Source organism: Caballeronia sp. LZ043, from assembly GCF_031451075.1.
Classification (GTDB): Bacteria; Pseudomonadota; Gammaproteobacteria; order Burkholderiales; family Burkholderiaceae; genus Caballeronia.
This window is the reverse complement of the sequence record NZ_JARUXT010000002.1, coordinates 13,188-36,185: the sequence shown is the minus strand read 5'-3', so window position 1 is coordinate 36,185 and position 22,998 is coordinate 13,188. Positions and strand designations below refer to the sequence as shown.

At 65.4% G+C, this 22,998-nt stretch carries 13 protein-coding genes; 6 read left to right on the top strand and 7 right to left on the bottom strand.

What is annotated here, in order from left to right:
* Positions 1 to 111: 111 nt before the first annotated feature.
* Together QCE64_RS13540 and QCE64_RS13535 are read left to right on the top strand one after the other, a co-directional pair.
* Positions 112 to 1,161, top strand: a complete 1,050-nt coding sequence (locus QCE64_RS13540) for a LacI family DNA-binding transcriptional regulator (RefSeq protein WP_309931736.1) — start codon at positions 112 to 114, stop codon at positions 1,159 to 1,161.
* Between the two features lie 31 nt (positions 1,162 to 1,192).
* A complete protein-coding gene (locus QCE64_RS13535; RefSeq protein ID WP_309920062.1) occupies positions 1,193 to 1,534 on the top strand; it encodes a YciI family protein in 342 nt (113 codons plus the stop codon).
* A gap of 71 nt (positions 1,535 to 1,605) precedes the next feature.
* Here the strand turns inward: QCE64_RS13535 and QCE64_RS13530 are convergent, their stop codons facing one another.
* The 4 genes from QCE64_RS13530 to QCE64_RS13515 all read right to left on the bottom strand — a co-directional run bounded on the left by QCE64_RS13530 (position 1,606) and on the right by QCE64_RS13515 (position 14,569).
* Positions 1,606 to 1,881, bottom strand: coding sequence for a hypothetical protein (locus tag QCE64_RS13530; RefSeq protein ID WP_309920059.1), 276 nt, complete (start codon positions 1,879 to 1,881; stop codon positions 1,606 to 1,608).
* 333 nt (positions 1,882 to 2,214) lie between these two features.
* Positions 2,215 to 3,141, bottom strand: a complete 927-nt coding sequence (locus tag QCE64_RS13525; protein WP_309920056.1) for a hypothetical protein — start codon at positions 3,139 to 3,141, stop codon at positions 2,215 to 2,217.
* Between the two features lie 52 nt (positions 3,142 to 3,193).
* Positions 3,194 to 13,183: an AIDA repeat-containing protein gene (locus tag QCE64_RS13520; RefSeq protein ID WP_310004271.1), complete on the bottom strand. Its 9,990-nt coding sequence runs from the start codon at positions 13,181 to 13,183 to the stop codon at positions 3,194 to 3,196.
* 63 nt (positions 13,184 to 13,246) lie between these two features.
* On the bottom strand, positions 13,247 to 14,569 hold the full coding sequence (locus QCE64_RS13515) for an autotransporter strand-loop-strand O-heptosyltransferase (protein WP_310004269.1): 1,323 nt from the start codon (positions 14,567 to 14,569) through the stop codon (positions 13,247 to 13,249).
* A gap of 579 nt (positions 14,570 to 15,148) precedes the next feature.
* Between QCE64_RS13515 and QCE64_RS13510 the strand changes: the two genes are divergently transcribed.
* The 3 genes from QCE64_RS13510 (at position 15,149) to QCE64_RS13500 (ending at position 18,728) form a co-directional block, all read left to right on the top strand.
* Complete coding sequence (locus QCE64_RS13510) at positions 15,149 to 17,089, top strand: PAS domain-containing protein (protein ID WP_309920047.1); 1,941 nt, start codon at positions 15,149 to 15,151, stop codon at positions 17,087 to 17,089.
* A gap of 147 nt (positions 17,090 to 17,236) precedes the next feature.
* On the top strand, positions 17,237 to 17,653 hold the full coding sequence (locus tag QCE64_RS13505; protein ID WP_309920044.1) for a CopG family transcriptional regulator: 417 nt from the start codon (positions 17,237 to 17,239) through the stop codon (positions 17,651 to 17,653).
* A 31-nt stretch (positions 17,654 to 17,684) separates the two neighbouring features.
* Positions 17,685 to 18,728 (top strand): PHB depolymerase family esterase, encoded by a 1,044-nt coding sequence (locus QCE64_RS13500; RefSeq protein ID WP_310005766.1) that lies wholly within the window; start codon positions 17,685 to 17,687, stop codon positions 18,726 to 18,728.
* Between the two features lie 45 nt (positions 18,729 to 18,773).
* On the opposite strand, the gene QCE64_RS13495 is transcribed toward QCE64_RS13500, so the two are convergent.
* The 3 genes from QCE64_RS13495 to dctP all read right to left on the bottom strand — a co-directional run bounded on the left by QCE64_RS13495 (position 18,774) and on the right by dctP (position 22,286).
* Entirely contained in the window at positions 18,774 to 20,735 is a 1,962-nt protein-coding gene (locus QCE64_RS13495; protein ID WP_310004267.1) for an ATP-binding protein, read from the bottom strand.
* Between the two features lie 145 nt (positions 20,736 to 20,880).
* The gene (locus QCE64_RS13490; RefSeq protein WP_310004265.1) at positions 20,881 to 21,768 is read right to left on the bottom strand and encodes a TRAP transporter small permease subunit; all 888 of its coding nucleotides are present in this window, start codon (positions 21,766 to 21,768) and stop codon (positions 20,881 to 20,883) included.
* A 92-nt stretch (positions 21,769 to 21,860) separates the two neighbouring features.
* Positions 21,861 to 22,286 carry a TRAP transporter substrate-binding protein DctP gene (dctP, locus tag QCE64_RS13485; protein ID WP_310005764.1) on the bottom strand — a complete coding sequence of 142 codons (426 nt, stop codon included), beginning with the start codon at positions 22,284 to 22,286 and terminating at the stop codon, positions 21,861 to 21,863.
* 246 nt (positions 22,287 to 22,532) lie between these two features.
* On the opposite strand from dctP, the gene QCE64_RS13480 reads away from it, so the two are divergent.
* A complete protein-coding gene (locus tag QCE64_RS13480; protein WP_310004263.1) occupies positions 22,533 to 22,967 on the top strand; it encodes a hypothetical protein in 435 nt (144 codons plus the stop codon).
* The last annotated feature ends 31 nt before the right edge of the window (positions 22,968 to 22,998 follow it).

The following is a 22,998-nucleotide window of genomic DNA, read 5'->3' as shown; positions in this document are numbered from 1 at the left end:
GGCGTTAGCTTCGCTACGTTGGTGAACGAAGACTACGGGTGAGGGGTGGTGGCGTCAAACTCATAACTTGATGGTTTCTGATGGCTTTGCGGTTTTCTTGAGGAGTTTGGAGTGAGTGCGGTAACGCCGTTGTTTCCACCACGCGCCCGCGTGGCCGACATTGCGCAGGCTGCGGGCGTATCCAGTGCAACCGTCGATCGCGTGTTGAACGGGCGGCCCGGCGTGCGGGCGAATACGGCCGCCAGAGTGATGCAGGCCGCTGCGCGCTTGGGGTATTCGATCGAGGCGCCGGAGAAGATCGCGACGGGCAAGCCGATGCGGATCGCGTTCCTGTTGCCTTCCGGGACAAACCGGTATTTGCGCATGCTCGGAGATTACATCGAGTTCGCGCAGAATCAGTGGACCGCGCAAGGCATGAAGTGCCGCGTCCACTACGTCGAGAGCTTCAATCCGGATGAACTGGCGGCGCGGTTGCTGCAGTACGGGCGCAAGGCGGATGGCATCGTGTTCATGGCGCTGGAGCATCCGGTGGTGCGCGATGCGGTCAATGCACTCGCTGACGAAGGCGTGCCGGCTATCACGTTGATTTCAGATCTGTCGAATTCGCGAAGGCTCGCTTATGTCGGGATCGATAACCGGTCAGCGGGACGCACTGCGGGCTTGCTGCTCGGGCGCTTCATGGGTCCGCGGCCGGCGGGGAAGATTGCGATGCTGGCAGGGAGTCTCAACTATCGCGGGCATGAAGAGAGGGAGATCGGTTTCCTGCATTTGATCGAATCGACGTTTCCTTTGCTGCGTGTGATCGGCTTGCGCGAAGGTCATGACGACAGCGAACGCAATTACTTGCAGACACGGAACCTGCTGCAGCAGCATCCGGATCTGGCAGGGGTTTATAACAGCGGCGGCGGGTCAGATGGGGTCGCGCGGGCGATCGTCGAGGCGAAGACGGAGCAGAAGATTCTGTTCGTCGGGCATGGGCTGACACCGGATACCCGGGCGCTTCTGATCGACGGGACCATGGACGCGCTGATTACGCAGACGCCGCAAGCCATGGTGGGGAATTGCCTCAGGATCTTCGACAACGTTCGGCAAGCGCAGGATGCGATGGATGGGGTCAAGCCGGTGATGTTCAGTATCGTGCTGCGGGAGAATTTGCCTTGAGGGGTGGTGCTCACGTTCGGAGGATTTGAAGATGACGAAGTATCTGATCTCCTTTCCCGCATCGGCGATGGTCGTTGCCGATGAAGACATGGCGGCGGTCGGCGAAGCGGCGCGCTCGGTCATCAGGGAAGCGAAGAGCGCCGGCGTGTATGTGTTCGGCGGCGGGATCAATGCGGACGTCGCTCCGCTGATGGTGGCTGCTGACGGTGCGGTCACGAACGAGACCTACCCGCAGACCAGAAAGTTCGACGGCGGCTTCTGTGTGCTGGAACTGCCGTCGCGCGAAGCCGCCGTGCAATGGGCCGCGAAGATCGCCAAGGCTTGCCGATGTTCGCAAGAGCTTCGCGAGTTCGGGTATGACAGGGAGAGTTGAGGCGTTGACGCCCAAGCCGTCGAGCCGTTGGAGTGCAGAGCGAGCGGAATCAGAATTCCGCCCTCCCGAACTCAATAACGCGGCCGTACGTGACCTGTCTGCCCGGTATAGGGATTCAGATTACCTTGTGACGAGTAGTTGTTGTACATCGTATTGTCAGGCGCGGTTCGGTGATAGGGCTCCACGTAGGTCCCGTTGCTACGTGTATAACCGCTGACTTGTTGATCGCTACCATACAAGCCACCGTTGTTGCCATAAGCGGAATGCGACGGTTGATTGCCGTAGTATTGCGCGAACGAAGGTACGCTGATGCACAGCGACGCTGCGAGCAAGGCGAGTTTTTTCATTTTGGTCTCCAGGTTGGGGGTCAATGCGCTTCCACCGCGCCAGTATGGTATCGGCACGCTGCTGCCAAGGGCTGAGCACATTCCGCTTGATCTGCAAAGCTCCCGCAAGGTTGTCGTGAAGATTGACTTCAGTACGGCGCAGCAACCGCGGCTCATAGTGCTTGCCTCAAGCGTTTTCGAGCCGTTTGAATAACGCCTCATGCTCGAAATGGATTTTGGCGATACGCGTCCGATAATGCTCTTCCGTAGGTCCCTGCGTTTCCGCGGGCGCTCTGCGAGCCGCACGCCGCAGCGCTTGCCGCTTTGCTGCGAGCTTGATCCGTGTGCGCTGTCTCATGAGCTGGACGAGACGGCGGCCAAGCTTCCCGTACCTTCCACCCCGCCGAAAACCGTCGGGTTGTGATGCGTCGTTTGAGATATAACCTCGAGCAACTGCTTGCGGGCTGCTTTCGCGGCCCGCGATCTTGCTGACGGATGTTGAATCCGGTAGCACAAGAACCTTCCGTGAAGTTCGAATTCCCATAGTTGAGTCCGCGGAATGCCCGCTTCTTCCCAGTGTCGGCGGCCCACGCAAACCTTCCCATCACCCGCGATCGGGAAGAACTCACGCCTGATGCCAACCGTATCCATCCCGTTCGCGAAGATGACGACATCGGGTCTGAAATGATCGAGTTGTACGTCCAGCAACTGTTTGGAGAGGCGCTTGACGAGTGAGAAGTGCTCCGAGTTGCGAGGAGACTTTCCGCCCGAGTCGAAGCAGAGCAGGTTCGAGTAAATGAGCCCTCCCTCACTGCCGACACTTCGCGCCAAGGCGCGCATGAAGTTGAAGAAGGTGTCGCCCCTATCCTGACCTTTCTTCGCCATGGCTCTGCCGAAGAAATCCCGATGCTTCGAGAGTGCCTTCGTTACATATACGCTGGCCCCTCCACCGTCGTGCATGACATTCCAGCCGTTGCCACCATACTCTCTGCCGATGACCATGATGCGCCGCGCGTCGGGATCGCTCGGGCCGTTCACGAGAAAGGGCGTCGAGAGCCTGCGCTCTTTTGCCTCAACGTGATTCAGGAACGCCGGGTCCAGCGTCTCCAGAATCTCGGAATAGCGCTTTTCAAGTATTGCGTCCATCGTTTCGCTATCGGCTCCAATGTGTGCTCTTTGATTTTCGATGATTCTTGCGCTCACGTTCAACGACGGAAATTGTACTGACCCGTTAATGGATGATGCGCCATCCATCTCCTTGCCAGAAAAAAAGCCCGCCAAAAATGGCAGGCTCCTTCCTACCCAGCGCACACTCCCGCGCGCGCCTTCCCCCTTACCACTTCCAGTTCACCCCCGCGACGCCGCTGTAGTCCTGCTCATGCTTGCCAAAATCCACGGCAGCACGCGCAAACACCGAAGCATGCTTCCCGATCTCCCACGACCCACCCGTCGCCACATGCCCGACGGTGCGCGCCAGCGGCGTACCCGACACCTGGTACACCGACCCCGGCGCCGTCGCGAACGCGGCATTGAGCTGCTGGTCGAGACTGCCGAAACGCTGCTGCACGTTGACATCCACTTCCCACGTGTTGCTCGCGCCGCTCGCCCGCTTCTGCTTCAGCAAGTAACGCACGCCCGCAATGCCCGTCGTCGCGGCCTGGCTGCTGCCCTGATAGACGAGATCGAAGTCGTTGCCCTTGCCTTCGCCAAAACCATCCTGGCTGTAACGGCCCACACGCATGCCGAGATACGGCTGCACCATCATGTCGTCACGCAGATGCAGGTTGAGACCGCCTTCCGCATAAGCCGTCGTCGAACGCGTCTCGACGCTGCCTTGCGGCGTGCCCGACATGCCATCGATCGCCACCACGCGGTTCACCGAATTGCTCCAGCGTCCAATGCCCGCCATGCCGCGCGCAAAGAAGGGCTGCGCCGCCGGTTGCCATGCGCCATAAACCAGCGCCTGCCAGCCGTTAGCATGACCGCTCGAACCCGGCGTGTTGAAGCCCAGGTCGCTGTAGTCCGCATCGACGGCCACGCCCGCGCGCACATCACGCAGCACTTCGCGGTCGAAGCCGATCGCAAGCGAGCTCGTACGCGCATCCAGCGCATGGCTGCCGAGCGCTGCATCGCCCGAGGCGTGCGACTGGCCGTAACGCACCGTCGCCCACACATCGTTCGACGGACGCTCCAGCCCCGCCTGCGTCAGACGCTCGCCCACCGTGTTGCCGAACGCCTCCGTGCTCTGCCGCGTGATGCGCAACAGGCCGGTAGCTTCGTCGCCGGTCATCTGCGACAGCGCCGACTGCGCACCCGCCTTCGTCGCGTAGAGCAGCTTGTCGGTCACGGCATTGCCGCCGGCCGCGAGAATGCGGTTCAACGCGCTCGCCACCTGCAACTGGTTGCGATTCTGGCCAACCATGCCGAAGCCCGCGAACTCGCCCGTCTGATAGAAGATCGACGCGATCTTCAAGGTCAGATCCACTTCCTGCGGCGCGTAGCTGAGCGTCGGCACGAGGTACGCGTAGTCCATCGACACCCCCGCAAACGAGCCGGCAAGCGCGCCCGTGTAGCTCAGGATCGTGTACTTCGTGTTGACCTTCCACGCATCCGGCACGGCGTTCACGACGACCGTCGCGCCGCCGTTCGCCCCGCTCTGCGCGATGCTGACATCGCCCGTCACCGCGACGCTGCCCGTCTGGCCCGCCGCATTCGCGCCGACCGCGAACACCGAGCCGTCGTTGAACGCGAGGTTGCCGTTTACATGCAGCGTCTGGCCGGGCGTCGTCGCGGCGAGCGTGCCGCCCGCGTTGATCGACGCATTGCCGGTCAGCGTGCCGCTCCCCTTCAGCAAGCCGCCGCTGTTCACCGCGACGTTCGCCGCCGTGACCGTATCGACCTGCACCGTACCGCCGTCATCGACGATGCCGAGGCTCGCGCTCGCGAGGTTCTGCACCAGACCGCCGGCCGTCACGTGCACGCCGGCCACGTCGCCGTCGCCGGTCAGCGTGGCGCCGCTGTTCACCAGCGTATTGCTGACGAGCGCGCCCGCGTTCACACGCTGCACGCCGCCCGCATTCAGCGTCGTGTCCTGCGCCGTGCCGCCCGAGCTGACCACCTGCGTGCCGCCGTTCACCGTCGTGCCGCTCGCGATGCCGTCCGCCTGCACTTCCTGCAACGCACCGCTGTTGATCGTCGCGCCGCCCGCGTAGCCGCCGAACGCCACTTGCTGAACACCGCCGCTGTTGACCACGGTGTTGTACGCATAGCCTTCGATCGCGCCATCGACGTATTGCAGGCCGCCCGCGTTGACGGTCGTGTCGTTCGCCACGCCGCCCGCGAGGATGTTCTGCGTGCCGCCCTCGACGGTCGTCCAGCGCGCGGAGCCGCCCGCGCTCAAGGTCTGCGTGCCGCCGGAAGTCAGCGTCGTGACCATCGCGACGCCGCCCGAACTCACGTTCTGCGCGCCGCCGTTCGACACCGTCGTGCCCTGCGCCACACCGCCCGAGGTCAGCGTCTGCGTGCCGCCCGAGATCGTCGTGTTGCTGGCGACGCCCGCGACCGTCTGGCTGCCGCCCGCGGCAATCGTCGTGTCGAGCGCGTTGGCGCCCGATGCAACCTGCTGCACGCCGGCCGCACCGATGCTCGCACCGGTCGCCGAGCCGCCCGCCGACACGCGCTGCACGCCGCCGACGATCACCGAGCGCATCGACGCGCCACCCGACGACACACGCTCCGTGCCGCCCGAGCCGACTTGCGTGCCGCTCGCGACACCGCCCGCCAGCACGTCGAACACGCCGCCGTTCTCGACCAGCACGTTCGATCCGACATTGCCCGCGACCTGGAACGCGCCGTTTGCATTGCTGCCGCTCACGGTCGCCGAGGTATTGGTGACGATGGCCGCGCCGGATGCCTGGCTGAGCGTCGCGCTGCCCGCGCTGCCGACGGTGGCCTTGCCGCCGCCCTCGACCACGATGCTGCCCGCCGCGCCGCCGCTCGATACCGTCAACGCGCCGCCGCTGTGCACCACGGTGCCGCTGGCCGTGCCGCCCGAGGCGACCGTCTGCTGGCCGCCGTTCGACACCACGGCTTGCGTCGAGCTGCCGCCCGACGAAACGGCTTGCGTACCGCCGCTCGAAATGTTCGTGCCGCTGACGTTGCCGCCCGCGAGCACGGTCTGCGTGCCGCCGTCCGTCACCGAGACGCCGTTGGCCGCGCCGCCCGAGCTCACGTACTGATTGCCGCCGCTGCCGAGCGTCACCGAGCCGGCATTGCCGCCCGACGACACGCGCTGCACGCCGCCCGCGCTGACGACCGTGCCGGTGGCCGTGCCGCCCGACGCCACGTCCTGCACGCCGCCGCTAGCCACCGTCGTGGTCAACGCGGTCGCGCCGGTCTGCACGGTTTGCAGGCCGCCGCCTTGCACCAGCGTCGATACCGCGCTGCCGCCGGCCGCGAGGTTCTGCACGCCGCCCGAAAGAATCGACGTCGCCGAGGCCACGCCGCCCGATTGCACCAGCTGCACGCCGCCGCCCGATACCGCCGTGCCGCTCGCCTTGCCGCCCGATGCGACGCTTTGCGTGCCGCCGCTCGTGACGCTCGCTTGCGTCGATAGTCCGCCCGACGCCACGGTTTCGACACCGCCCGCGCCAATCGTCGTGCCGCTTGCCTGGCCGCCCTTGCTCACGACCTGCGATCCGCCCGCGCTGATCACGCTGCCGCTGGCCACGCCCGCCGATGCCACCGTCACCGCGCCGCCCGAGCCGATCTGCGTATCGAGCGCCTGTCCGCCGGAGCCGACCGACACCTTGCCCGCCGAGCTGACTTGCGTGGCGTTCGCGGTGCCGTTCACGACCTGCTTGCCGCCGGCGACCACGGCGTCGTCAGAAACGCCGCCTGCCGCAACGGTCTGCGTGCCGCTTGCGAGGACCGTCGTGCCGCTGGCCGTGCCGTGCACGGTCTGCGTGCCGCCGGACACCATCGTGCCCGACGCGACGCCGCCCGATGCCACGGTTTCAAGACCCGCGCTGCCGACATGCGTATCGAGCGACTGACCGCCCGACAGCACCGTAAAGCTGCCGCCGTTCTCGACGAGCAGGCCCGAGGCAACGCCGCTCATCACGCCAAAGGTGCCGAGCGTGTTGGAGCCGTTGAGGATGGTCGCGGACGTGTCCGCGACGAGCGCGCCGCCTGCCTGCTGCATCACTGCGCTGGCATAGGCGCCGCCGGATACCGTCAGCTTGCCGCCGCCATCGATGACGGAAATCAAAGCGCTGCCGCCCGACTGAACGGTCTGCGCGCCGCCCTCGCCGATGAAGGTAAAGCCCGCGGCGCCCGACGACGCGACAGTCTGCGTGCCGCCGCTGCTGATCGTCGTGAAGCCCGCGATGCCGCCGGACTGCACGTTCTGCGCACCGCCGCTTTCGATGGTCGCGCTCGTCGCCGAGCCGCCCGCCGCGATTTCCTGCGTGCCGCCCGAGATCACCGACCCGAGCGCCCAGCCCGACACGCTCTGCGTGCCCGAAGTCCCCACCGTGACGCCTCGGGCAAGACCGCCCGACTCGACGGTCTGGACCGCACCGCTCGCCACGCTGCCGGCCGATGCCAGGCCGCCGCTCGAGATCATCTGCGTGGCATTTGCGCCGGTAAGCGTCGTGTCTTCCGCCGTGCCGCCCGAAGCGACCGTCTGCGCACCGGACACCACGGTGCCGCTCACGTTGCCGCTGACGATCTGCGTACCGCCCGCGTCGATCGTGCCGCCCGATGCGTAGCCGCCCGCATCGACCGTCTGCTGGCCGCCGCTCGCGACGTGCGTGCCCGAGACCGTGCCGTCAGTGGAGACTTCCTGCACGCCGCCCGCCTGTACTTCGGTATCGTTCGACGTGCCGCCAAAGGCCACGATCTGCTGTCCGCCTTCGCCGATCTGCGTCCCGCTCGCCACGCCCGCCACCTGAACGACCTGCAGGCCGCCCGAGAGCACCGTGCCCAGCGCAGTGCCGATTTGCACGTCCTGCACGCCGCTGGTCGTGACCGTCGTGCCGCTCGCGACGCCGCCCAGCACGTGCTGCACGCCACCCGAGCCGACGTTCGTGGCGGTCGCGGTCGCGCCATTCAGAACGTTTTGTTCGCCGCCCGCCGTAACCACCGTGCCCGTCGCGCTGCCCGCGACCGATTGCGCGCCGCCCGAGAGCACCGCGCCGCTCGCAAGGCCGCCTGCGCTGATTGTCTGCGAGCCGCCCGCGAACACCGTCGTGCCGCTGGCGCTGCCGCCCGAAGCCACGTTCTGCGCGCCGCCGCTGGACACCGACGTAGCGCTTGCCACGCCGCCTTCCGTCACCTGCTCGACACCGCCCGAGCCGACCTGCGTGCCGCTCGCCGTACCGTTCGACGCCACCGTGAGCTGGCCGCCGTTCTCGACGAGCACGTTGGACGCGAGGTTATCGATGATCGAGAAATCGCCGCTGGCGTTGTGACCGCTGACGGTCGCGCCGGTGTCCGCGATGAACGCGGCGCCCGACTTCTGGTCGAGGCTCATCGCGGTTGCGCCCGCGGACACGGCGATCGTGCCGCCGCTCGATACCGTGGTCATGCTCGCCACGCCGCCCGACAGCACGGATTGCAGCCCGCCCGACAGCACCGAAGCCGCATTCGACACACCGCCTGCGTCGAGCACCACCGCACCGCCGGAGGAAATCATCGCGTCATTGAGCGTGCCGCCCATCGATGCGCTGACCAGACCGCCCGCGCTCACTTGCGTGCCGTCGGCCTGGCCGCCGTCGCTGACGCTCTGCACGCCGCCCGCATACACCGCGGTCCCGGTCGCCACGCCGCCCGATACGTTCTGCACGCCGTTCGCCGTGACCTGCGTGCCGCTGGTGTTGCCGCCCGATCCGACGTTCTGCGCGCCGCCGCTGACGACCGTATTGGTCGCCGAGCCGGAGACGTTCTGCGCGCCGGAGAAGATCGTCGTGCCGTCCGCATTGCCGCCTGCCAGCACCGTCTGCGTGCCGCCCGAAATCACGGCGCTCGTGGCCGTCGCGCCATCGGCGACCGTCATCGAACCCAGCGCCTTGACGATCGTGCCCGACGCCGTGCCGCCGAGATTCACCGTCTGCACACCGCCCGCCGCGACGACCGTGCCGCTCGCGACGCCATCGACGTCCTGCTCGCCGGTGACCGTCGCGTTGATCGACGCTGCGCCAACCGCGACCGTCTGAACACCGGATGTCTTGACCTGCGCGCCGGTCGTCACGCCGCCGGTCTGCACCGCTTCCTGCCCGCCGCTGCCGACAATCGTGCCCGTCGACGAACCGCCCGCCAGCACGGTGAGACTGCCGCCGTTCATGACCGTCACGCCCGACGCCATATTGCCGCTGATGCGGAACGACGAGCCGTTCGGACCCGTGCCCGAAAGCAGGCCGGCGGTATCGGCGGTGAGGATCGCGCCGTCCTGCTGATTGACGTTGAGCGCCGAACCGCCCGCGCTCAGCGTGAGCGCGCCGCCCGAATTCATCGTCAGGCCGCCGACGACGCCGCCCGCATCCACGGCGACCGTGCCGCCGCTGCGGACCGTGCCGGCGCTCGCGCTTCCGCCCGACATCACTTCCTGCTGACCGCCCGCGACGGTCGTGAGGTTCGCCACGCCGCCCACGCCGACTTGCTGCGTGCCGGCTGTGATCGTCGTGCTGGTGGCGGTGCCGCCGCTCGACAGCACCTGCGTGCCGCCCGCGACCGACGTGCCTTGCGCCACGCCGCCGCTCACGTTCTGCGTACCGCCCGACGACACGATGGTGCCGCTGGCGAGCGCAGCCGTCGCGACGGTCTGCGTGCCGCCCGCGAGCACGGTCGCGCCGTTCGCCGTGCCACCGCCCGAGATCGTCTGGGTGCCGCCGGAAATCGTGTCCTGCGAGGTCACGCCGCCGTTCGCGACGGTTTCCGTGCCATCCGCGCCGATCGTGCTGTAGCTCGCCGAGCCGCCGCCCAGGACGGCGAGCGTGCCGCCCGCCGAGACTTCGGTGCGCGTCGCCGAGGTGCCCGCCGACACCTTCAGCGTGCCGCCGTCCACCTGCGTGCCGTTCGCCGTTGCGCTGTTGGTCAGCGTGATCGTGCCGCCCGTCAGCACCGTCGCCGAGGTCGTGCGGGCGCCGCTGCCATGAACCGCCTGGCTGCCGCCCGCCGACACCGTCGCGGCCACGCTCGAGCCGCTCACGTCTTCGACGCCGCCCTGGATCTGCGTGCCCGAGGCATAACCCGAGACGGCAATCGTCTGGGTCGCGCCCGCCGAGATGACCGTGCCGTTCGCATGGCCGCTCGTGACCACCTGGCTCGCGCCCGCCTGCAGTTGCGTGCCGGCCGTCGTGCCGCCCACCACGTTGACGACCGTGCCGTTCGCCGCCACCGTGCCGCTGGCCGTGCCGCCCGACACCGTCAGCGTGCCGTTGTTGAACTGCGTCGCGAAGGTCGTGCCGCCGTAGATCGTCTGCGCGCCGCCCTGCACCACGGTGCCGCTCGTCTGGCCGGTCCAGACTTCCTGCGTCGCGCCCGCGCCGACGGTCGTACCCACCGACAGCCCGCCGTTCACGCTCTCGTAACCGCCGCTTTGCAACTGCGTGTTGCTGGTGACGCCGCCGCGCACGTAGACGTCGCCGCCCGCGGTGACGATCGTGTCGTTGGTCACGCCGCCCGAGGTCGTGAGCACGCCCGAGTTGGTGACGGTCGCATCGTTGAGCACACCGCCGCTCACGACAGCGTTACCGCCGCTGTTGATCGTCGCGCCCTGCGCCACGCCGTCCGCGACGATCAGGCTGCCGCGGCTGTTGACGGTCGTCGCGCTGGCGAAGCCGCCGGAGAGCACGGTGAACTGGCCGCCGTTCTCGGCGATCACGTTCGATGCGTAGTTGCCGCTGACGATGAAGTCGCCGATCGAGTTGTGCGCGTCGGTGATCGTCGCCGAGGTGTTGGTGATGAGCGCACCGCCCGCGTCCATCGTCACGGTTTGCGCGTTGCCGCCCGCATCCACCGCGAAGGTGCCGCTGTTGGCGACCGTCGTGGAGGTGGCGATGCCGCCGCTGTTGACCGTCACGCGGCCGCCCGAGCCGACCGTCGTCGAAACGGCGGAACCGTCGCCGAGCACCGTGAGATTGCCGGTGTATTCGATCACCAGGTTGGTTGCGACGTTGTTCGCCACGCTGAAGTCGCCGTGCGTGTTCGAACCGTTCGAGATCGTCGCCGACGTGTTGGTGATGAGGCCCGCGCCCGCGCTCTGGTTCACGAGGTTCGCCGAACCGCCCGCGTCCACCTGCAACGTGCCGGCCGAGAGCAGCGTGTCGTTCGCGAAGCCGCCTTCGTTGACCGTCAGCTTGGCCGCGCGGCCGTCGAGCATCACGCCCGAGGCAACGTTGCTCTGCACCCAGAACATGCGGCCGTCCGCCGTCTGCGCGTCGGTGATGTTTGCCGAGGTATTCGTGACGATCTGGCCGCCTGCGCCCTGCACGACCGTATCGGCCGTGCCGTTCGCATCGACCTGGAAGATGCCGCCCGCCGAGTACACGGTGTCGTGCGCCGAGCCGCCCGCCAGCACGGTGAGATGACCCGTGTCGGTGAGCTGCATGTGCGTGGCGAGGTTGTCGGCGATCGTGAAGTCCGTGCCGTCCGTACGCGTGTTGGTGCCTGCGAGCACGGTCGAAGAGGTCGTCGCGACCAGGCCGCCGCCCGCGTTCTGCACGATGCCCATCGCCGTGCCGCCCGATTCCACTTCGAACGTGCCGCCCGAGTTGATGGTGCCCGACGTCGCGCTGGCGCCCGCGGCCACGTCGATCCGGCCGCCAGCCGCGACCGTCGCGTTGTTGGTCGCGCCGCCCGAATTGACGGTCTGCGTGGCATACGTGCCGCTGACCAGCGTGTTATCTGCGATGCCGCCCGACAACACCGTGTCCTGCGCCGCGTAGCCGACCGTCGTGCCGCTCTCGACGCCGGCCACCGTCTGTCTTGCAAAGTAGGCGGCGGTGCCGCTCAGCACCGAGTCGTTGGCCGTGCCGCCCGCGAGCACGCTTGCGTTTGCGTTGTTGTTGATGTGCGCGTTCGACAGCGTGCCGCCCGCCGACACGGTCACGCCGCCGCCGGAGTTGACGATGGTGCCGTCCGCCGCGCCGCCCGCGACGATCTGGTTGCCGCCAGAGTTGATGGTTGCCGCAGTCGCGCTGCCGCCGGCCGAGACGACCTGACTGCCGCCCGAGGTGACGGTCGCGATGTCCGAGTAACCGCCATTGGAGATGGTTTGCGTGCCGCCGCTCGTGATCGTCGTGTTGGTGGCGAGGCCGCCATCGACGTTCTGCGTACCGCCGCTCGTGATGAGCGACGAAGTCGCCCGGCCGCCGTTCACATTCTGCGTACCGCCCAGGACTTGCGTGGCCGTGCTCTGGCCGCTGGTCAACACGTTTTCCACGCCGCCCGCGCTGACCACGGTGCCCGACGAGCGCTGTCCGGAGAGCACGTCGAGCTGGCTGCCGGCGCTCAGTACGAAGCCGGTGGCGGTGCCGCCTGCCACGTTGAAGGTGCGGTTGCCGGCATCGGTGCCGGTGAGCGAACCGGAAGTCGTCGCCGAGATCACCGAACCCGAGGACAGCACGATGCCGCTCGCCGTCGCGCCTGCTTCGAACAGGGCGGTGCCGCCCGCGGAGACCGTCACGCTCCTGGCCGTGCCGCCCGCCTTGACGTCCTGCAGGCCGCCGTTCAGCACCGAGGTGCTCGACGCAACACCGCCGCTCAGCACGTTCTGCGTGCCGCCGCTCTGGATCGTCGATCCGCTGGCGACGCCCCCGCTCACGTTCTGCGTGCCATACACGGTCGCTGCGTTCGCCGCGCCGCCCGTCACGTTCTGCGTGCCGTCCGTGTTGATGCGGGTCGACGCCGCCGTGCCGCCCGTCTGGACGGTCTGGATGCCGCCGGAGTTGATGGTCGTCGACGTGGCCGTGCCCGCGACGCTCTGCAAGCCGGCTGCGTTGACCGTCGTCAGCATCGACGTGCCGCCCGAGGCGAGATGCTGCTCACCGCCATCGCTGACCGTCACGCCCGACGTGCGGCCGCCCGCGGCGACCGTCTGCACACCGGATGTCACCGACTCGTTGGAGACCGTCGAACCGCTGGACACGGTTGCGGTGTAATCGGTGGGTTGCGGCGTGGCGGGCACGGCGAGGGCCGGCGCGGCGATGAGCGCCTGCAAGCCCAGCATCGAGAACAGACCGGCGAGCAGGCGCGAGGCGCGCTGTCTGCGGCTGCCGAAAATGTGCAGGCAGAATTTACGGCGATAAGTAAGCGGCTTCATTTTTTTGTATTCGTATGTGCGTGACGCGCGCCCACAAGAGACGGCGCGCGACCAGAAATTCGATCAGGCTTGCAGCGCGACAGGCTCGAGGCCCACGCCGAAGCCCGGGATGCGGCGCAGCGTGCGTCGGACCTGTTCGGGTGTGATGAGGCGCGTGCATTCGAACTGACGCGGCGTGTCCTTGTGGCGCGGACACCAGAAGAAATCCTGGTGGTCGAAGCGGTGGCGCACGTCGTTCCAGCAGCCGTTGCAGGCGTGGTAATTGATCACGCGGAAAGGCGTGGCGAATTCGTTGTTCTCGTGGGTGAAGCCGCTGATCATCGCGACTGGAATGCCGCACGCCCACGCGAGCCAGGCCAGTCCGCTCGACAAGCCGACGAAGAAGTCCGCATGCTTCAGCCAGCGCGCGCGCTCTTCCAGCGAACGGTCGCCGGTCTGGTCTTCCGCGCCGTGCGGGATGTGGTTCCAGACGAGTCCCGAGCCGTGCGTCGCCTTCTGGTCGATGCAGATCACGCGGTAACCCGCTTCCTTCAGGAACGTGACGATCTCGCGCCAGCCGGTCGGGTGGTTCCAGTACTTGCACTGGGTCGAGCTCTGCACCGCGATGCAGACATAGCGCTCTTCGATCGGACGCGATTCGTCGGCGAGGACCATCCCGGGGCGCATCTCTTCCGGATCGACACCGAGGATGTGACCCGCCGTGCGATGCAAGCCGACATGCCGGAAGTCGACCGGCTGATGGGTGTGCGCTTCGTCGTCGAAGAACAGGCCGATGTTGTAGGTCGCGTAGTAGCGCGCCGGATCCACTTCCTCCGGCGTGATGAATTTGATTTCAGGGTAGGCGCGGCGAAACAGCGGCGCGATCAGCGCGGACATCGAGCACGTCAGGCGGCAGCCATGCTTGCGCTGGAACTTGACGGCGTAGGGAAACCAGCCCATCAGGTCGCCGAGCGTGCCGACCGGAAACTGGATCAGCACTTCACGGTCCTTCGCGTCGTAGCGATGCAGGATGGCCGCGTCCGCATCCTTGCCGCGCTTCTGCACTTCGAGTTCGAAGGGCACGAAATATTTCTTGCCGCTCGTCACCGCGCCCGCGCCGATGTCCGTCTCGAACAGCACGTTGCCGGTTTCCGTGTCGCGCAGGACCACATGCCATTCGCCTTCGGGCAGCGTCACGCGACAGCCGTCGTTGAAATCGAAGCGCACGCCCTGACCCGCGTCCTGGGTCGGTGTGGGAGCAGGCAGCGGAAATGGCGGCTTGGGCGTGCCGTTGGTGGAGACGAGGCGCACGGGCACGGCCGCGACGGGCGGCGTGTCGCCGGCAGCGGGGACGGCGAGGATGTCGTGGGGGATCGAGGCGGTCATCGAAGGCAAGGAGTCGGACATGAACCGCAGGCCTTCTTAAAGACCTTCGGGACGATGGCTCCTGACCGGTACAACACGTTGAATCACTACGCGGCGGTACAGCACGAGATGCGAGATGTCTGGGCCTGGCTTGCAACGGCGTCGCAAAGGAAGAACTCGGGAATTCGTGACCGCCTCGCGACGCCGTGCACCGGCTTGGAACGCTAGGCCAGTTTCTTAACGGCAGGTAATTTGGGTCCTGAAGAATGTTTTCTGGTTTTATTTAAAATTACTTTCAGTGACGGTAAATCTTGCTCAGGTAGGAGGGCGGGGGTTCGGGGCGCGAAGCCGTCTTTGTTTGTTACCAGAGCGATTACCCGACGCTGCGATCAGCGGCGCACGAACACGAGGCGATGCCGGCGACCTTCTACGCTGACGTGGTAAATTGTTCTCCCATTGCCTCGCCCGTCACTGCTTGTATCAACGCGGACGCGTCTGCTGAGGCTGCCTGGCAAACGACGTTGCTTGCACAGGACAAGCCATGTCTCTCCACACAGTCGTACAGAGCGGAGCCGGTAGTCCATCATCGGGCGCCTGCCGCGCCGGTTGCCATGAATTCACATGATTAATGATTCAAAGAAGCGCCATGCCGCTTCGGGACTCGCCAATGAGGACCGCCTCGGCCGGGAAGTCGCGTGGGATGTCAGCCATGACTTGCACGTCATCGTCGATTTGCGGGGTTGGGTAAAAGACGTCAATCCCGCGTGGCAAGACAAGCTCGGAATCGCTGCAGCCTCCGCCATCGGAAAACACTTGCCGATGCTCGCTCACCCTGAGGATGCCGGCGCCGTTGAAACCGCAATCACAGGGCTCGATACGGATGGCTCCACGGCCGAGTTCGAATGCCGGATCGCGGCATCCGACAACAGCTACCGCCTGATCAGCTGGTCTGCCACGCGTGTGCGCAATCACATTGCGTGCGCCGGACGCGACATCACGGCCGAGCGGCAGCGCCAGATCGCGCTCGACGATTCCCGCGACTTTGCGCGGCTGGCGCTGTCGGCGGTCAGTGGCGTCGGCGTGTGGACTTACGAGGTGTCGAGCGACTGCTTCTTCTGCGATGCAGCTGTCTCCGAGCTCTACGGGATCAATGCGGAGCAGGCGGCCAAGGGCATCCGGCGCGAGTATTTCCTGGCCAATGTCCATCCCGACGACCGGGCCGCCCTGCGCAATACGATGTCGGGCGGGCTGCTGCATAGCGGCGACCTGGAACTCGAATATCGTATCTGTCACCCCGATGGATCCGTGCGGCACGTCCTGTCGCGGGGTCACACCTATTTCAACGAGCAAGGGCTGCCGGTGCGGCGTACGGGTGTCGGCGTCGACATGACCTCGCAACGTGAACTCGAACAGCAGCTCAGGCAAAGTCAAAAGATGGAAGCGGTGGGTCACCTGACCGGCGGCCTCGCGCATGACTTCAACAACATGCTGCAGGGCGTGATCGGGCCTCTGGAACTGGTTCGGCATCTCGTCGCGCGTGGCAAGACCGAACAGCTCGACCGGTTTCTCGGCATGGCGATCTCGTCGGCTCATCGGGCCGCTTCGCTGACGCATCGACTGCTCGCGTTCTCGCGCAAACAGCCGCTTGCACCGAGGTCCGCCGACGTGAGGGAACTGATACCGTCCATCGAAGACCTCATCCGGCAGACCGCGAACAAGGACATCGAGATCGCGTTCGACATGGCCGCGCAGCCGTGCCATATCCGCTGCGACACCAACCAGCTCGAAAGCGCATTGCTCAATCTTTCGATCAACGCCTGCGATGCCATGCCTCGTGGCGGGGTGCTCAGGATTGCGGCTTCGGTCATCGAGGTCAGCGAAGTGGAAGCGGCCGCGAACGAAGGCGCAAGTCCTGGCGCTTACGTGCGCATCGCGGTATCGGACACGGGATCGGGCATGCCGCAGGAGGTGCTGAGACAAGCCCTCGAACCCTTCTTCACCACGAAGCCGCTGGGACGCGGCACCGGGCTCGGCCTGTCGATGGTCTATGGCTTCGTGAGACAGTCCGGCGGCTTCGTGACCATCGAGAGCGCGCTCGGCCAGGGAACGACCGTCGCGCTGTTCATGCCCGAGGCCGTGGTGGCGGATGAGGCGCCACGACAACCGAAAGCACTGGCTGCCGGGCCGGCTGGCGGTGCGGGCGAGACCGTGCTCATCGTCGACGATGACGAGACCATTCGCCAATTGCTTGTCGAGTTGTTCGGACTCTCGGGCTATACGTCGATCCAGGCTCATGACGGACCGTCGGGGCTTGCGGTGCTCAAGTCGGAGGTGAAGATCGATTTGCTGGTGTCGGACGTGCGCCTGCCAGGCCTGAACGGGAAGCAGATGGCCGACGCCGCGAGAGTCGGCCGGCCCATGCTGCCCGTGTTGTTCATTACAGGCTATGCCGAGGAAGCGGTGTCCGACGGCTTCCTCGACGACAACATGGCCATGTTGACGAAACCCTTTTCCATCGAAGCGGTGCTCGCGCAGGCGAGTGAGCTTTTGCGCAGGGGGTGAAGCTCATCGTGCGGTAACAATTGCCTGCCGCACACTGCGGCGAGTGTCGGGCATTACCGAGCGTTCCTTCTCAACAAATCTTCGTGCCTCCCTCTTGAAACCAGCCTGATACCATCCACATGGATGGTAATCGGAGAACTTTTCAAGATGAACAAAGAGACACTGGAACGCTCGCGCGGCAGCGAGACCGAGAAAATCACGATCAATCTCGGCCCTGTCGACCTGGGACAGATCGACCTGCTGGTCGAAGAAGGCTTTTATTCGAACCGTACCGATCTGATTCGCACGGCCATCCGCAACCAGCTCGCAGTCCACGCTCCGGCCGTGAAGGAAACGGTGACTCGCCGTGAACTGGTCCTGGGCCTCCAGCATTTCTCGAAGCTGGACCTCGAAGCAGCGTGCGCTGCCAATCAACGGCTGAGGATCCAGGTTCTGGGCCTCGCGAGCATCGCATCGGATGTTTCGCCTGAACTCGCGCTCGCCGCGATCGACTCCATCCTGGTCCGCGGCGCGCTTCATGCGTCCCCTGCGGTCAAGGCCGCATTGGCGGATCGCATCCGCTGATGCTCTCCAATTTCCTGCTAACGGAAGAACAATGAAACTCAACGACGGATTTCTGGATTCGATGAAAGAGGCCTTCGCACTCTTTCGCAGCAATGATCCCGCGGCGGCCGCCGAGGTCGTCAAGCGCGCCATGCATGGTGAAAAGACGGACGTGGCAGACGCGCGTGACAAGACCGGCACGACAGCTTTCGCCGACCTCTTGCAACCCCGGCGCCGCGCCGGCAACGAGCAAGCCGGACAGCAAGGGCAGTTCAGCACGCGGCGCTTTGTCGGCGCCGCCGGTCAGCGTGATTACAAACTCTACGTCCCCGCATTACCTCGCGGCGAACCCTTACCCCTGGTAATCATGCTGCACGGCTGCACCCAGGACGCCGACGATTTCGCGGCCGGCACCCGGATGAACGCGCTTGCGGACACGCACGGCTTCATCGTCGCTTATCCGGTTCAGCCGCAGAGCGCGAACGCATCGAAATGCTGGAACTGGTTCAAGCCCTCGGATCAGCAGCGCGATCAGGGTGAACCGTCGCTGATTGCGGGCATCACGCGCGAGATCATGGCGAACCACAGCGTCGATCCGAAACGGGTCTACGTGGCGGGCCTGTCCGCCGGTGGCGCGATGGCAGCGGTCCTGGCGCGCGCCTATCCTGACCTGTACGCGGCAGCGGGCGTTCACTCGGGCCTGCCGGTGGGTTGCGCGCACGACTTGCCGTCGGCGTTGGCGGCGATGCGCGGTGGCAAGCCGCGCGCCAATGCCCGAAGAACCGGCCCTTCATGCCCGCTGATCGTCTTTCACGGCGATGCCGACGCAACCGTGCATCTCGCCAACGCCAGCGAACTGGTACGCGAGTTCTCGGCAAGCGAAGTGATGATCGATGGCGCATCGAGCGCAAGAAAGAACACGGTCCGGATCATGACTTCACCCACGGGCGTCGATGCCGAACTATGGGTGATTCACGGGGCGCCGCATGCGTGGGCCGGGGGCTCGTCGAGCGGCAGCTACACCGATCCGTCCGGCCCCGACGCCAGCGCCGAGATGATTCGCTTCTTCCTCAATCATCCGCGAAAGCCTGAGTAATGCTCGTGCTCTTCGCATCATGAGCAACGCGACAGGCAGCACGCGCTAGGTCACCGCTTCATCCGCGAGCACCCGTTCGATGTCGGGAATCGCGGCTGGCTTGACGAGATGATGTTTGAAGCCCGCCTCGGCCGACAGCTTCTTATCCTCCTGCTGGCCATAACCGGTATGCGCGATGAACACGGCGTTCCGCGTGCCGGGAAGGGTGCGCAGTTCGCGAGCGAGATGATAGCCGTCCATATCGGGCAGTCCGATGTCGAGCACGCAGCGGTCAAACGACTCCCGTCTGGCCCGCTCGATCGCACTGCGTGCGTTGTGCTCGATGGCGACATCGTGTCCAAGAATCTCCAGCACCATGCCCACCGAGTCCGCGACGTCGACATTGTCCTCAACCAGGAGAATGCGATGTCGATGAGCCTCGTGCATCGGCTCAGGCGTCGCGGGCGGTGTTATGGGGTCCGCCCGGGTAGCGACGAGCGGAAACCGCACGGTGATTTCGCTGCCCTTGCCTTGTCCTTCGCTTGCCGCCGTCACGGTCCCATGCTGGCGCTCGACGAGCCCTTTCACAAGCGCGAGTCCCAGTCCCAGACCGCCTTCAGTTCGCGCGGCGCTTCGCGTGCCCTGCTCGAAGAGCTCGAATGCCCGTGTCAGCAGTTCCGGCTCCATGCCGTTGCCATTGTCCTTCACCTTGAGGACGGCCTCACCGTTCTCTCGCGATACCAGCACCGAGATGCTTCCGCCGTCCGGCGTGTACTTCGCCGCGTTCGTGAGCAGATTGCTGAAGACCTGGACGAGGCGATTGTGGTCGCCGCACACGCAGACGGGCTCGACCGGCAGATGGATGGCCAAGCGGTGCTTGTGCGCTTCGACGAGCGGACGCACCTGCTCGGATGACTCATGCACGACACGCTTCAGATCGACGGTATAAGTCTCGAGCGAGACGCGATTCTGGTTGACGCGCGAGGCTTCCAGCAAGTCGTCGATGAGTGTCGAAACGTGCGCCACCTGGCGACGGATCATGTCGCCGACGTGGGACATGCGCTCGTCGTCCTTGCCGAGTCTTGCCATCATCTCCGCGCCCGCCCTGATCGGCACGAGCGGATTGCGCAGTTCGTGTGCGAGCATCGCGAGGAATTCATCCTTGCGCCGGTTCGACACGTGGGCTTCCACCTCGGCCAGCATGCGCGCGTCGATGTCGGTGTTGCTGCCGACCCATTCGATGATGTCGGCGCCTTCCCGAACCGGCATCGCGCGCACGAGCGTCCATTGGTAGTCGCCAGTGTGGTAGCGCACGCGGAAGGTCGACTCGTGCGGCGTTCCTCTTTGTATGCTTGCCTGCCATTCCTGCTTGGCGCGCTTCACATCGTCGGGATGAACGAAGTTGATCCAGAGCCCGTCTTTCGCCGCTTCCGGTTCAGCGCCCATGAACTCGCGGAATCGCGCGTTGTAGAAGTCCACGTATCCGTCCGGACGTGCCGTCCACACGCAGTGCGGAAGCGAGTCGACGATGCGTTTGTAGTCCGGCTCGCGAGCCGCGTCGAGAGAGATGTGCTGCGCACTGGACAGCTTCTGGAGCCAATGCACGATACACAGAAGCTCACCTTCATCGGTCAGGACCGGTCTTTGTACGGCCCGCCATGTCGAGGCGCCTTCGTCCTTGTGCGCGGAGATCCTGAAGCGTTGATCGGCGCGATCGCTGGCCGACTTCCAGGTCGCTATCGAAGTCAGCGCCGCATGGAGATCCGCCGTCTCCGTCGAGTTGAAGGGAAACGCGCTGTGAGGGTAGACATCGAGAATCGATTGCCCGACGACTTCGGCGCGCCTGCTACGCGTCTCGCTGAGATAGCCCTCGCTCGCCGCGGCTACCGTGAAGTCCTTATCCGGGAGCAAGATCAACAGCGGCACCGGCAGCGACTCGAAAATACCTTTGGCACTATCGTTGTCGCGCAGCCTGATCTCTTCAGGATCCGCATCCGGCTCTGCGTCCCTATCGAAGCCGTCGACCATGTCAGCCAGTCCTCAACGTATTGGGTGTACGCACCGGGGCCGACGGCGTGGTTCGAAACAGCCACGCCTACAGGCGCCTTGATTCTTTTTCCGTCAATCCAGCTTAGCAGTTCACTCATGCCAGAACTGGACTTTGCGGCAGTCATCAAGCGGTGCTTTCCGGACGTTCGACAAGAGCTAGACGTGCGAGATCGAACGGCGCCACCGCGCTGTAGTCGTTCCTCACGGCCGTCATATAGTTGACGATCATGAACGACGCGACCACGAGCAGCATCGGGATGATGCCCGCGATGAACATCGTGCCCACCGAGACGTTCGCGGTACAGGCGTAGACGAGCATGCTCATCGACACGGGCGACAACAGCCCGAGCGATCCCGCCGCCGATTGCAACGCCACCGCGATGGTCGCCGCGATGCCGATGCAGATGGCCACCGGCACGCCCAGCCCGAGCAGCCCTGCTCCAAAAGCGATTGCCCACATGATGTTTATCCTGGAAATCTGGAGATGATCGGACACGCCTTCGACCAGCGTCGCATCGGACTGCGCCTGCGGCGCCAGATGCGACACCACGATGCGCACCAGCGAATGAAACGCGAGCAACGCACCGCATAGCGGTATCGAGAGATACGGATAGACCATCGAAATCGGCACGGACGTAGCTGTTTCAGTGCCCATCAGTTCGAGCATGTCGGTGCCGTACAGCACGAACACCGCGCCGAGCGCGAGGATCGCGCAGTCCGTGAAGTCCTTGAGCAAGGGCGCGACCACGGCCGGAACGCGGTCGGCCAGCACGCGCACTTCCGGATGCGCGCGCAGCTTCACACCGGCCGCCGCGCCCAGACACGTGAGCCACACGAACAGGTAGGCCGATACTTCGTCGGACCATGACAAGGAATCGTGCAGCACGAAGCGGAAGATCACGCCGAGACCGGCCACGATCACCGCCCCGAGCAGCAGACAGCTACAGGCGAACAGATTGAGCTTCAGCACGATGTCGTCGATCCACATCAGGCCGCGCGCGAGCTTCTCCATGGGTGTGGCCTCCGATGCCGGGTTGGAGCCACTGCCGCCGTTCGCATCCGTCATTTCGATGCAACCGCCGAAGCCTGCTTGGCCGCGTTGATTTACTGATAGAGCGCGGGACCGTCGGGAATCTTCGCGACCAGTTCGTCGCGCGCGGCCTTGGTGGCCTGCTGCCACGGCGCCGTATCGACCACCGTCACCTGGATGCCCTTCGCCTTCATCGTGGCAATGGCGGCATCGTATTCACGCTTGTATTCCTTCAGGTCGAAGTCGGCGGCCACTTTCGCCGACTCCTGGAACGCCTTCTGATCGGCGGGCGAAAGCTTGTCCCACGATGCCTTGCTCATCGTCAGCACCACCGGCAGATAGTTCACGTGCGTCACGTAAAAGTGCTTGGCGACATCGGAGAACTTGTCCTGCACGAACTGCTCCGGCGAGGCATCCGCGCCATCCACCAGCCCTTGCGACAGCGCGAGGAACAGCTGGTTATAGGCGAGCGGCGTCGGATTGACGCAAGTATTCGTGATCGCTGCAAGGGTGCGTCAGGACCAGTCTTCGGATTTCCTGGACTTTTTAACGCTGCCCCGGGCGTTCGCGCGGCGTGCTGCAAAAAAGTCCAAAAGATCGCATGAACCGTCCTACCCGTCGAATGAGGCGCCTCTTTAAAGTGACTTCCACGCTGACGGCGCCGTAGCGCAACGCATGACGCCGCGTTCAGCCAACCATTCAAGAAGACCCATCGACATGGCCAAACGCCCCCATATGGCGCGCGCGTGCGCGGCTATACCTTCCAGGGCGCGTTCGATGAATCCGCATGGAGCCGCGGCCAGGCATGGGCGATCTATGGTTACGTGAACTCGGCGCGCGAGACCGGCAAGCGCGCGTATCTCGATCTCGCGGAACGGCTCGCGGAATACTATCTGCGCCGCCTCGAAGGACGTCAGGTGCCGCGCTGGGACTTCGACGCCACCGGTCGCGACGCCGAGATCAAGGACACGGCGGCGGCCGCGATCGTGGCGTCGGCGCTGCTGGAACTGGCGCGTCTGCATCCCGATGCGCAGGCCGCCGCGAAGTGGCAGCGTCATGGCATCGCGATGCTGGAAGCGCTGTGCCGCGACGAGTTCACGAAGGGGAGCACGGGCTGTTGCATAACTCGTGCTATTCGAAGCCGCATGACATCGGCGTCGATGGCGCGACCATGTCGGTGATTTCTTCTTTGTGGAGGCGCTGTGCCGCGTC

Coding starts and splice junctions, on each gene's coding strand:
- QCE64_RS13535 (WP_309920062.1), top strand. CDS start 1,193: ATGACGAAGTATCTGATCTCCTTTCCCGCATCGGCGATGGTCGTTGCC.
- QCE64_RS13530 (WP_309920059.1), bottom strand. CDS start 1,881: ATGAAAAAACTCGCCTTGCTCGCAGCGTCGCTGTGCATCAGCGTACCT.
- QCE64_RS13520 (WP_310004271.1), bottom strand. CDS start 13,183: ATGAAGCCGCTTACTTATCGCCGTAAATTCTGCCTGCACATTTTCGGC.
- QCE64_RS13515 (WP_310004269.1), bottom strand. CDS start 14,569: ATGTCCGACTCCTTGCCTTCGATGACCGCCTCGATCCCCCACGACATC.
- QCE64_RS13510 (WP_309920047.1), top strand. CDS start 15,149: ATGATTAATGATTCAAAGAAGCGCCATGCCGCTTCGGGACTCGCCAAT.
- QCE64_RS13505 (WP_309920044.1), top strand. CDS start 17,237: ATGAACAAAGAGACACTGGAACGCTCGCGCGGCAGCGAGACCGAGAAA.
- QCE64_RS13500 (WP_310005766.1), top strand. CDS start 17,685: ATGAAACTCAACGACGGATTTCTGGATTCGATGAAAGAGGCCTTCGCA.
- QCE64_RS13495 (WP_310004267.1), bottom strand. CDS start 20,735: ATGGTCGACGGCTTCGATAGGGACGCAGAGCCGGATGCGGATCCTGAA.
- QCE64_RS13490 (WP_310004265.1), bottom strand. CDS start 21,768: ATGGAGAAGCTCGCGCGCGGCCTGATGTGGATCGACGACATCGTGCTG.